This window comes from Sphingopyxis sp., assembly GCF_036402335.1.
Classification (GTDB): Bacteria; Pseudomonadota; Alphaproteobacteria; order Sphingomonadales; family Sphingomonadaceae; genus Sphingopyxis.
This window is the reverse complement of record NZ_DASWTD010000659.1, coordinates 1-11,154: the sequence shown is the minus strand read 5'-3', so window position 1 is coordinate 11,154 and position 11,154 is coordinate 1. Positions and strand designations below refer to the sequence as shown.

Here is an 11,154-nt window from a genome sequence, read left to right as displayed (position 1 = left end):
CGCGATGCGCGAAACCGACCGCCGCCGCGAAAAGCAGGAGGCGTATAACGCCGAGCACGGCATCACGCCCACGACGATCCGCCGCAACATCGGCGACATCATCGCGCATGTCGCGTCGAAGGATCAGGTGACGATCGACATCGGCGAGGACAAGCCCGCGCACATGGTCGGGCACAACCTGCGCGCGTACATTCAGGACCTCGAAAAGAAGATGCGCGACGCTGCGGCCGATCTGGAGTTCGAGGAAGCCGGACGGTTGCGCGACGAAATCCGCAAGCTCGAGGCCGACGAGCTGGGACTGCCCGCGGACCAGCAGGTCGCACCGCGCGTCGGGCGCTCGAACGAAGGCAAGCCGGGCACGCGCAAGGGACGCTTTGGGAAGCAGAGCAAGACCAAGTGGGGGCGGTAACCCCTTCGACAAAAAGTATACGGTTTCCGACGAGCGGCCTTGCCCCGTCCTTTTCGCCTGCCTAGGGTCGCCCCGAATCCGGGGAGAGTCATCAATGAAAACAGGTCTGTCGCTTATCGCCCTCGCGCTTGCTGTCGCTGCGCCCACCCTCACCTACGCGCAGGACAAGGCCGCCGACCGCGCCGCCGACACCAAGGCAAAGGCCGAGGAAGCCGCCGATTACCAGCCGCAGGTCCACACAACGAAGCTGTCGGGGACCTTCGGCGGCCAGCGGATCAACTATGCCGCGACGATCGGCGAGACGATCATCAAGAACAAGGACGGCGTGCCCGAAGTCGCGGTCGTCACCACCTCCTATGTCAAGGAGCCGCGCGACCCGAGCCGGCCGATCACCTTCCTGTTCAACGGCGGCCCCGGGTCGGGCACCGTCTGGCTGATGATGGGGGCATTCGGACCGAAGCGCGTCGCGATTCCCGGCACCGGCGTCGACGACGGCGCCCCGCCCTACCCGATCGTCGACAATCCCGACGCACTGCTCGACGTGACCGACGTCGTCTTCATCGACCCGCCGGGTACCGGTTTCTCGCACCTGATCGGCAAGGCGAAGCCCGAGGATTATTACGGGGTGACGCAGGATGCGAAGCTGGTCGCCGAGGTGATCCGCCGCTGGCTCAACGACAATGGCCGCTGGAACAGCCCCAAATTCCTCGGCGGCGAAAGCTATGGCACGACGCGCTCGGCCGCGGTTGCCAACCAGCTGATGAACGTCACCTACAACGACGTCGCGCTGAATGGCATCATCCTGATTTCGACCGTGCTCGATTTCGCGGCGGGCGCCGATACGGCGGGTAACGAGCTGTCGCCGATCACCAACCTGCCCTCGATGGCCGCGACCGCGCTCTACCATGGCAAGGCGACCGCACCGTCGGTCGAAGGCTTCGTCGAGGAAGCACGGCAATGGGCGATCGGTCCCTATGCCACCGCGCTGCTCAAGGGCCAGAAACTGCAGGGCGAAGAGCGCGCCGCGATCCGCCGCGAGCTTTCGCGCTTCACCGGCCTTTCGGAAACCTATCTCGAAAACGCCGACCTCCGCGTCACGCCGAACCGTTTCTACAAGGAATTGCTGCGCGACCGCGGGCTGACCGTCGGCCGGCTGGACAGCCGCTATACCGGCAAGGACTATGACAGCGCCGGCGAAGGCCCCGACAATGATCCGAGCTTCTATGGCATCGATGCCAGTTATACGGCGGCGATCAACAGCTGGAGCCGCGACGGGCTTGGGTTCAAGACCGACCGCGAATATCAGTCGATCGGCCGGATCGGCGGCCAGTGGGACTGGCGGATCGGCGACCGCGACAGCAACAGCTACCTCAACGTCGCACCCTATATCGGGCAGGCGCTGCGCGAGAATTCGGGGCTGCGCGTGTTCGTCGGCCAGGGCTATTACGACTTCGCAACGCCCTTCTTCGCCGCCGAATATGCGCTGTCACGCACCGGCATCCCGCAGGATCGCATCCAGTATCAATATTATGGCGCGGGGCACATGATGTATATCCGCGACGAGGATCGCCACAAATTGTCGGCCGACATCCGCGCCTTCATCCGCGAGCGGTAACGATCGGGGGGCGCCGTCATGGCGCCCCTTTTTCGTCAGCGCAGGACACCCTTCGCGGTCTGCCGCCGCGCATAATATATCAGCGCGAGCAGCACGGCCCAGATCATGATGCTGGAGTAAAGCGGCAGGTCGCCAAGCAATTGCTTCAACGTGTCGCCGTTCAGCACCAGCTGATAATAGGTCATCCCGGCAAGCCCGACCGCCGAGGCGATGAAGGCCGTCACGGCGTGGCGTGACCGGAACAGCAGCAGCAGCGATCCGATGAACGATCCAAAACCGCCCAATGCCCAGAAAAAATTGGCCCAGGCCGGCGTGCCGAGGAAAAAGGCGCGCTGAGCGTCATTATATTGCGACAGCCAGAACGGGTTCTGCATGTTCGTCAGCGTGAAATCGACCACCGGGAACGCATTCCACAGCAGCGACAATCCCCCGACCACCCACAGGTGCCACGGCGTTTTCACAGCGTCAGTCATATTCGTCTCCCCCTCCAGAAAGATCAGGCGAAGCTATCATCCTTTGCGGTCGCCATCAATGAGGTGATATAGTCACGCAATACAGCGATGTTACGATCGAAATAGCCGATGTCGCGATAGGTGCGCGCCTGCATCACCGCCCCCTCCATCACCGTCAGCACGAATTCGCCAAGCGCCTTGCGGTCGGCACCGGGCGGCAGGCGATCGGCGGCGGCATCGAAGCAACCCGCGATCGCCGCCGACCAGTTGGTGAAGTTCGCCGCCATCAGGTCACGGACGACCGGGTCGGGCTCGTGGATTTCGAGCGCGAGACTGCCGATCGGGCAGCCATAGGTGCAGTCGGTGACGATCAGGTGGGTGCGATATCCCGCGAGCAGCGCAAAGATCCTGTCGATCGGATCGTCGACGCCCTCCCAGTTCGGCGCGAGCAGCATCTCGCCTATCCCGTCGCGGTAAAGTTCGAGCACCCCGACAAGCACGTCCTGCTTGCCGGGGAAGAAATGATAGAGGCTGCCACTATGGACCTGGCTGCGCGAAAGAATGTCGGAGACCGAGGTCGAGAGATAGCCCTTCTCCCAGAACAGCTCCATCGCGGTCATCAGGATGCGGTGGCGTGTATCGGCGGCGTTCATCGGACTTCCGGTCCGGCGCGATCATAGGCGGCGCGGAGCCAGCCCGCGACATCGTCATCCACCCCGGCATCGTCCGCGATGCGCACACGGTGCGAGACCATCGCGTTCCAGCTTCCCGCGGCCTCGAGCTTTCCTGCCGGCTCCTCGCCCTTGAGCGCGATTCCAATATCGAAGCGGTCCTTCGTCGAAGGCTGGAGCAGCGCGAACTGCTTCTTGCGGCGCAGGCTGATATAGCCCTTCTTCGGCGCCAGCTCGACATCGTCGCCAAAGCCCTGCACCAGCACGACCAGCCGATCGTAAAGCGGGCGCCAGCGCGCCCTGACGCCCTCGAACGCCGCCGCGACCAGCGCATCGCCATCCTGCGACAGCGAAGACGACGCATTGGCCGCGTGGACGATCATATTGGCATAGCCATGCCCGAGTCCATGTTCGGATTTGAGATGGTTCACCAGCGCCATATGCCCGGCAATCCCGGTCGCGCGCGCGCTCGCGACCCATTCATCGAGCCCCTTGCCGGTCTTTGCCCGCAGCGTCTCGCCCATCTTCGCGAATTCGTCGGCCATCAGCGTCCTCCCTCGTCGAGATGACTTGATTGAACATTCAACCAAGCATTTTGTCAAGAGACTTGGCAAGCGCCCGCCGGCACCCGATATGCCTCCCATGTGTGTCGTCGCCCTCGCCCATCGGGCCCATCCCGACTGGCCCCTCCTCCTCATCGGCAACCGCGACGAATTCCACGCGCGGCCGGCCGCGCCGCTTCATTCGTGGGACGACGGCAGCGACATCGTCGCCGGACGCGATCTGCAGGCCGGCGGGACCTGGCTCGGCCTGCACCGCGCGAGCGGCCGCGCTGTCGTCGTGACCAACGTCCGCGGCGCCATGCCCGATCCCGCGAAAGAGTCGCGCGGCGCGCTCGTCGTCGACATGCTGCGCGGCGAAGGGCGCTTCGCCGCACCCACGGCGGAGGATCTACCGCGTTTCAATGCGTTCAATCTCTTCGCGGTGGAAGGCGGCGAAACGCGGCTGCTCACCAACCGGCCGGTCCCGCTGATCATGCCGCTCGAGCCGGGTGTCCATGCGCTCGCCAACGAACCCGTCGACGCCCCCTGCCCGCGCGCCACACGACTGCGCATTGCCCTCGAAGCGACGGTCGCGGCCGGCGGCGATGGCGAGCGCCTGCTCGACACACTGATGGCCGAGGACGACCCCGCGCTGTTCCTGCGCGGCGACGTCTATGGCACGCGGGCCTCGACGCTCGTCGCGGTGTCGGCGGCTGGCGACGTCAGGATGATCGAACGCCGATACGAAAAGGACGGCCGTCCCGCTGGAACGACCGCCCTCGAATTTCGTATAGGTTCCTGAATCCTCCCTGTCGCGAAGCGATCGGGAGGTGGCAGCGGCTCAGCCGCTGACGGAGGGACTATGGCGCGGCCCCTCCACCACCCGCTACGCGGGCGGTTCCCCTCCCCACGGCTGCGCCGCAGGGAGGATTGAAGCCATTATTTGGGCGCGATCACCATCAGCATCTGGCGACCCTCGGTGCGCGGATGCGCCTCGACCTTCGCGATTTCCGACGTCAGTTCGGCGACGCGCTGGAGCACGTTCAGGCCGAGCTGCGTGTGGCTCATTTCGCGGCCGCGGAAACGCATGGTCATCTTGACCTTGTCGCCTTCCTCGAGGAAGTCGAACACCTTGCGCATCTTCACGTCGAAATCATGATCGTCGATATTCGGACGCATCTTGATCTCTTTGATTTCCTGCGTCTTCTGGCTCTTGCGTGCGAGGTTCGCCTTTTTCTGCGCCTCGTACTTGAACTTGCCGACGTCGAGGAATTTGCACACCGGCGGATCGGCGTTCGGGGATACTTCCACCAGGTCGAGACCCACCTCGGCCGCCTGCTCGATCGCTTCGGCAGTCAGCATTACGCCCAGATTTTCGCCTTCCTCGTCGATCACGCGGACTTTGGGGGAGGCGATGAATTCATTGTAACGCGGGCCGTTTTTCGGCGGCATCGGTGCCATTGGGCGACGGGTCATGGGCGGTGGTATAGCTGTATCTCCTGGGTCATTTAAAATGGGCGCGCAGCATCGACGCAAAAACACGCGCGATGGTCATATAGTGATCGCGAAGCCGTCGTAAAGGGCGCCGCGCGCTCCCTATTGCGCTTTTCGGACCGACTGTGGCCGGTCTGCCACTACCATTTGGTCGGCGCGGGATCGACGACGCGGAAACCGCCGGCGCCGATCTCGCTGACCTCGAGCGCGCGAACCGCGATGCCGCGATTGTTGAAGCGGAAGATGCCGTCGATGCCGCCGAAGCCGTCGGCGGCGAGCAACCGCGTCGCGGGGAAGTTCGTTCCGGGTTTCCAGTCGCGCGCGATACGCACCGTCAGCAGCACCGAATCATAGCCGAGACTGGCGAGCCGGTACGGTGCCTTGCCAAAGCGGGTGCGATATTTGGTCGCCAGTTGCCCATAGAGTCCGTCCGATACACTCGCGAACCAGGCCCCGCGCATTACCGCGCTGCTGCCCAGCGCAGCATCGGTATTCCAGAGTTCGGTACCCAGAATCTGCTTGTTGCCGGTACCCTTGATCACCGGGACGGCGCGGATCGCATTGCCCCCGCTGTCGGCGATCAGCACCGCATCCATCGCACCCGCATTGGCGATCCGGCGCGCGGCGCCGGTCAGCGCGGTTGCGCTACGGTCGTAACTTTCGACCGCGACGAGCGTGCCGCCCGCTTCGGCCACCGCAGCGCGGAACGCCGCCGCCGAGCGGTCGCCATAGACATTCTTCGGCACGAGCGCGCCGAACCGCTGATGGCCCCTGGCGCGCGAGAAGGCGACGACGCGTTCGACCGACTGGCCGGGGACAAAGCCCATGATGAAGACGCCGTTGCCCGCAACGCCGCTGTCGTTCGAAAAGCTCAGCACCGGCACTTTCGCCTCGCGCGCGATCGGCGCGACCACTGTGACGTCTTCGCTGAGCAGCGGGCCAAGGATCAGCTTGTTGCCGTCGGCGACCGCCTGCCGCGCCGCCGCAGCGGCGCCGAGCGCGGTATCGTAGGTGGTGATGCGCACGCGTTCGGTGCGCGAGTCGAGCAGCGCGAGCGTCGTTGCATTGGCAATCGCGGTGCCGACGTCGGCATTCGGACCGGTCTGCGGCACGAGGAGTGCAACGCGGTGACGATCGGTGTCGGTCGGCAGCCCGGGGCCGACATTGTCGTCGGGGTTGGTCGGCGGCGGCGGGGTCGCCGGCCCGTTCGACTTCGGCACCACCTGGCACGCCGCAAGCAGCCCTGCCATCGCCACGGCGCCGAGCCCGCGCAACATCTGGCGACGCGGCGGCGCATTATTTTGGCGCTGGGCAGCAGTTTCTGCCATTTTCGGCGTCATGCCAGATTCGAACATCTCAGATTCTCCCTTGCCCGGTCTCTATATCGTCGCGACGCCCATCGGCAACCTTGGCGACATCACCCCGCGTGCGGCCAAAACGCTCGCCTCCGCAGGCGTAATCGCCGCAGAGGATACGCGCGTGACCGCGAAGCTGCTGTCGCATCTGGGTTTGCGTGTGCCGATGACCCCCTATCATGATCATAGCGACGAACGCACACGCGCCGCGCTGGTTGCGCGTATGGAGAGCGAAATTGTCGTTTTGGTGTCGGATGCGGGAACCCCGCTGATTTCGGACCCCGGATACAAGCTCGTCCGCGACGCACGCGCCGCCGGTCGCCACGTTACCACCCTCCCCGGCCCCTGCGCGGCGATCGCAGCGATCACCCTGTCGGGCCTGCCGAGCGACCGCTTTCTCTTCGCGGGCTTTCTGCCCAACAAGGCGAAGGCGCGCGCAGACACGCTCGCCGAGTTCGCGGGGCTGCGCGCAACGCTCATATTCTACGAAAGCGGGCCGCGGCTGCCCGCGTCACTGGCCGCGATGGCCAAGGGGCTTGGCAACCGCGAAGCGGCAGTCGCGCGCGAAATCAGCAAGATGTTCGAGGAATGCGTCACCGGCACGCTGACCGACCTCGCCGAGCGCTATGCCGATGCCCCGCCGAAGGGCGAGATCGTTGTGATCGTTGGCCCGCCGGGCGAGGCGGCGGCCGAGGAAGCCGACGACATGACGCTCGACGCAGCACTCCGCGAGGCGATGGCCGACAAGCCCGTCGCGCAGGCGGCAAAAGCGGTGGCGAAACGCTTCGGGCTAGATCGCCACGAGACTTATGCCCGCGCACTGGCGCTGAAAGAGCAGGCTTGAGCCGCGCCGCCGCCGAAGCCCGCGGGCGCAAGGCCGAACGCCGCGCGGCGTGGTGGCTGCGCCTCCATGGCTGGCGCATCATTGGCGAGCGGCTGCGCGTGCCCGCGGGCGAAGTCGACCTCGTTGCGCGGCGCGGACGCACGATTGCCTTCATCGAGGTCAAATGGCGCGACCGCGCCGCCGACCTCGACCTTGCGATCGACCAGTATCGCCTGCGCCGCGTCGCCGCGGCCGCCGAAATGCTGAGCCCGCGCTTCGCGGGTCCGCGCGACGACATACGGATCGACGTGATGCTTCTTGCGCCGAGACGCCTGCCACGCCATCTGGTCCACGTCTGGCAACCCTGAGGAAGAAATAATGACCCTGCGCGCCGCGGTACAAATGGACCCGATGGACGGTATCAACATCGGGGGCGACAGCAGTTTCCACCTGATCCTGAAGGCGCTCGAGCGCGGTTACGAGCTCTATCACTATGACGTTCGCGGGCTGACGTGGGAGGCCGGGCGGCTGACGACGAAGGCGCATCGTATCCTCGAGGCGCAGCGCGAGGCCGGTGCGCACTACAGGTTCGGCGATGAGGTGCTGCTCGACCTCGGCCGCGATATCGATGTCGTGCTGATGCGACAGGATCCGCCCTTCGACCTCGGCTATCTTACCGGCACCTGGCTGCTCGAGCGCATCGGACACGAGACGCTCGTCGTGAACGACCCCGTCTCGGTCCGCAACGCGCCCGAAAAGGTGTTCGTGCTCGATTTCCCCGAGTTCATGCCGCCGACGATGGTCACGCGCAGCCTCGATGCCGTGAAGGATTTTCAGGCGCGTCACGGCGCGGTCGTCATCAAGCCGCTCCACGGCAACGGCGGCAAGGCTGTGTTCCGCATCGACGCCGACGGCGGCAATCTCGGCGCGCTCGTCGAGCTGTTCGGACAGGTGTGGCCCGAACCCTTCATGGTCCAGCAGTTCCTGCCGAGCGTAGCCAAGGGCGACAAGCGCATCGTGCTCGTCGACGGCGAAGTCGCGGGCGCGATCAACCGCAAGCCCGGCGAAGGCGAATTCCGCTCGAACCTTGCGGTCGGCGGCTATGCCGAGGCGGCCGAGCTGACCCCGCGCGAGCAGGAAATTTGCGACGTCCTCGGTCCGCAGCTGCGCGAACGCGGCCTTGTCTTCGTCGGCATCGATGTCATCGGCGGCGAATGGCTGACCGAAATCAACGTGACGTCGCCCACCGGCATCGTCGCGATCGACCGTTTCAACAACAGCGATACGGCGGGCATGATCTGGGACGCGATCAAGCGACGCATCGGCTGAGGCCCCGGCGCGTTCTCCTCCCATGACCGATTTCATCCTGAACCTGATTCAGAGCTGGGGCTATGCGGGGATTTTTGTCCTCATGTTCCTCGAAAATGTGTTCCCGCCGATTCCGTCCGAAGTGATCATGGGGCTTGGCGGTATCGCGGTCGCCAAGGGGCATTTCGACTTCTGGACGCTCGTTGCGGTGGCGGTTGCGGGAACCACCGCGGGCAACTGGATCTGGTACGGTATCGGCCGCTGGATCGGCTATGAACGGCTGAAGCCCTTTATCGACCGCCATGGCCGCTGGCTGACGCTGGACTGGGCCGAGGTCGAGCGGTTGCACGCCTTCTTCCTGAAATATGGCCCCGCGATCGTTTTCGTCGCGCGCTTCATGCCCGTCGCGCGGACGATGGTCTCGCTGCCCGCGGGCATGGTGAAGATGAACCAGGCGAAATTCCTGCTCTGGACCGCGGCGGGTTCGACGATCTGGATCGCCGCGCTCGCGGGCGCGGGCAACTGGTTCGGCGGCAAGTTCGCAAACCTCGACGCCTTCGTCGGCCCCGTCGCGCTGGTCGCGATCGGCTCGCTCGTCGTGGTCTACATCTACCGCGTCATCACCTGGAAGCCCAAGACAATGGACAGATGACCCGATCTTGCTGTCGTTCCGGCAACAATGGCCGTTCACGACCGATATTTGGCGTCGCCCGCACCCCAAAACCGACAAAAAAGCCCCGCCGGATACCTCCGGCAGGGCCTTTCTTTTACCCGTGGGTGGCGCCGCTTATGCCGCGCCGTGGGCCAGTGCCGCGAGGAGCAGGATCGCCACGATGTTGGTGATCTTGATCATCGGGTTGACCGCAGGACCCGCGGTATCCTTGTACGGATCGCCGACGGTGTCGCCGGTCACCGCAGCCTTGTGGGCCTCGCTGCCCTTGCCGCCGTGGTTGCCGTCCTCGATATATTTCTTGGCATTGTCCCACGCGCCGCCGCCCGAGGTCATCGAGATGGCGACGAACAGCCCGCCGACGATCACGCCGAGCAGCAGCGCGCCGAGCGCCTCCAATGCCGCGGCCGGACCGGCCACGCCGCGGATCACGAAGAACACGACGATCGGCGCGAGCACCGGCAGCAGCGACGGGATGATCATTTCCTTGATCGCCGCCTTGGTGACGAGGTCGACGGTGCGGGCGTAGTCGGGGCGGCTAGTGCCGTCCATGATGCCCTTGTTGTTCGCGAACTGGTCGCGGACATCCTTCACCACGTCGCCTGCCGCGCGGCCGACCGCAGTCATGCCCATCGCCCCGAACAGGTACGGCAGGAGCGCGCCGAGCAGCAGCCCGACGATGACATAGGGCGACGAGAGCGAGAAGGTCAGCGGGGCGTCGATGCCGAGCTTTGCCGAATATTCGGCGATGTCGGCGGTGTAGGTGCCGAACAGCACCAGCGCCGCGAGACCCGCCGAACCGATGGCATAACCCTTGGTCACCGCCTTCGTCGTGTTGCCCACCGCATCGAGCAGGTCGGTCTTTTCACGCACCGAATCGTCGAGGCCCGCCATTTCGGCAATGCCGCCGGCGTTGTCGGTGACCGGACCATAGGCGTCGAGCGCAACGACCATGCCCGCGAGCGCGAGCATCGCGGTGGCGCCGAAGGCGATGCCGATGATGCCCGCCGTCTGATAGGCGACGATGATGCCGACGCAGATGACGAGCGTCGGCAGCGCGGTCGATTCAAGGCTGATGGCCAGGCCCTGGATCACGTTGGTGCCGTGACCGGTCTCGGAGGCCTTGGCGATGCTGCGCACCGGGCGATAGTTGGTGCCGGTGTAATATTCGGTGATCCAGATGATCAGCCCGGTGATGACGAGACCGAGCAGCGAGCAATAGAAAAGGTCGCTGCCGTTGAACTCGGTACCCGTGATATTGGTGTTCATGTCGCCGCCCAGCGCATAGCTGGTCGAGAACCAGATTGCCGGGATCGACAGGACCGCGGTGACGAGGAAACCCTTGTACATCGCGCCCATGACGTTGGTCGACGAACCCAAGCGGACGAAATAGGTGCCGATGATCGAGGTCACGATGCACACGCCGCCCATCAGGAGCGGCAGCGTCATCAGCGGGAGCAACATGTCGCCGGCGCCCTTCAGCAGCAACGCGATCAGCACCATGGTGGCGCCGACGGTGACGACATAGGTTTCGAAAAGGTCGGCGGCCATGCCCGCGCAGTCGCCGACATTGTCGCCGACATTATCGGCGATCACCGCGGGGTTGCGCGGATCGTCCTCGGGAATTCCGGCCTCGACCTTGCCGACGAGATCGGCGCCGACGTCGGCGGCCTTGGTGAAGATTCCGCCGCCAAGGCGCGCGAAGATCGAGATCAGCGAAGCGCCGAACGCGAGCGCGACGAGCGCGTCGACGACTTCGCGGCTCTGCGGCTGGGCGCCGTTGACCTCAACCAGAACGTAGAACAGCACGGCGAT

Annotated in this window: 13 protein-coding genes; 7 read left to right on the top strand and 6 right to left on the bottom strand. The window is 65.0% G+C overall.

The genetic code is table 11. The annotated features are described in order from the left end of the window. Together VGD20_RS21125 and VGD20_RS21120 are read left to right on the top strand one after the other, a co-directional pair. Positions 1-409, top strand: a 409-nt coding sequence (locus VGD20_RS21125) for a UvrB/UvrC motif-containing protein (RefSeq protein WP_331136335.1), incomplete at its 5' end; no start/stop codon positions are given. Positions 410-503: 94 nt separating this feature from the next. Beyond that, entirely contained in the window at positions 504-2,024 is a 1,521-nt protein-coding gene (locus tag VGD20_RS21120; protein WP_331136334.1) for a S10 family peptidase, read from the top strand. Between the two features lie 35 nt (positions 2,025-2,059). Here VGD20_RS21120 and VGD20_RS21115 read toward each other — a convergent pair whose 3' ends face one another. Genes VGD20_RS21115 through VGD20_RS21105 form a run of 3 tightly spaced genes read right to left on the bottom strand, consistent with a single transcriptional unit; the run spans position 2,060 to position 3,692 of the window. Continuing rightward, positions 2,060-2,497 (bottom strand): hypothetical protein, encoded by a 438-nt coding sequence (locus VGD20_RS21115; protein ID WP_331136333.1) that lies wholly within the window; start codon positions 2,495-2,497, stop codon positions 2,060-2,062. A gap of 23 nt (positions 2,498-2,520) precedes the next feature. Continuing rightward, on the bottom strand, positions 2,521-3,129 hold the full coding sequence (locus tag VGD20_RS21110; RefSeq protein ID WP_331136332.1) for a TetR/AcrR family transcriptional regulator: 609 nt from the start codon (positions 3,127-3,129) through the stop codon (positions 2,521-2,523). Further along, on the bottom strand, positions 3,126-3,692 hold the full coding sequence (locus VGD20_RS21105) for a DUF4287 domain-containing protein (RefSeq protein WP_331136331.1): 567 nt from the start codon (positions 3,690-3,692) through the stop codon (positions 3,126-3,128). Before VGD20_RS21105 ends, VGD20_RS21110 begins: the two co-directional genes overlap by 4 nt. 97 nt (positions 3,693-3,789) lie before the next feature. On the opposite strand from VGD20_RS21105, the gene VGD20_RS21100 reads away from it, so the two are divergent. After that, complete coding sequence (locus VGD20_RS21100; RefSeq protein ID WP_331136330.1) at positions 3,790-4,491, top strand: NRDE family protein; 702 nt, start codon at positions 3,790-3,792, stop codon at positions 4,489-4,491. A gap of 137 nt (positions 4,492-4,628) precedes the next feature. Here VGD20_RS21100 and infC read toward each other — a convergent pair whose 3' ends face one another. Both infC and VGD20_RS21090 read right to left on the bottom strand, forming a co-directional pair. Then, complete coding sequence (gene infC, locus VGD20_RS21095; protein WP_331136329.1) at positions 4,629-5,165, bottom strand: translation initiation factor IF-3; 537 nt, start codon at positions 5,163-5,165, stop codon at positions 4,629-4,631. Between the two features lie 158 nt (positions 5,166-5,323). Beyond that, on the bottom strand, positions 5,324-6,460 hold the full coding sequence (locus tag VGD20_RS21090) for a penicillin-binding protein activator (RefSeq protein ID WP_331136328.1): 1,137 nt from the start codon (positions 6,458-6,460) through the stop codon (positions 5,324-5,326). A 61-nt stretch (positions 6,461-6,521) separates the two neighbouring features. On the opposite strand from VGD20_RS21090, the gene rsmI reads away from it, so the two are divergent. The 4 genes from rsmI to VGD20_RS21070 are packed head-to-tail and all read left to right on the top strand — an operon-like array spanning position 6,522 to position 9,321. Further along, complete coding sequence (gene rsmI, locus VGD20_RS21085; protein ID WP_331136327.1) at positions 6,522-7,382, top strand: 16S rRNA (cytidine(1402)-2'-O)-methyltransferase; 861 nt, start codon at positions 6,522-6,524, stop codon at positions 7,380-7,382. After that, the gene (locus VGD20_RS21080) at positions 7,379-7,729 is read left to right on the top strand and encodes a YraN family protein (protein WP_331136326.1); all 351 of its coding nucleotides are present in this window, start codon (positions 7,379-7,381) and stop codon (positions 7,727-7,729) included. The genes rsmI and VGD20_RS21080 overlap by 4 nt, the downstream gene beginning before the upstream one ends. Positions 7,730-7,739: 10 nt before the next feature. Beyond that, positions 7,740-8,690: a glutathione synthase gene (gshB, locus tag VGD20_RS21075; protein WP_331136325.1), complete on the top strand. Its 951-nt coding sequence runs from the start codon at positions 7,740-7,742 to the stop codon at positions 8,688-8,690. 22 nt (positions 8,691-8,712) lie between these two features. Next, entirely contained in the window at positions 8,713-9,321 is a 609-nt protein-coding gene (locus VGD20_RS21070) for a DedA family protein (RefSeq protein ID WP_331136324.1), read from the top strand. Between the two features lie 135 nt (positions 9,322-9,456). Here VGD20_RS21070 and VGD20_RS21065 read toward each other — a convergent pair. Next, a partial coding sequence (locus tag VGD20_RS21065) for a sodium-translocating pyrophosphatase (RefSeq protein ID WP_331136323.1) occupies positions 9,457-11,154 on the bottom strand: 1,698 nt, incomplete at its 5' end.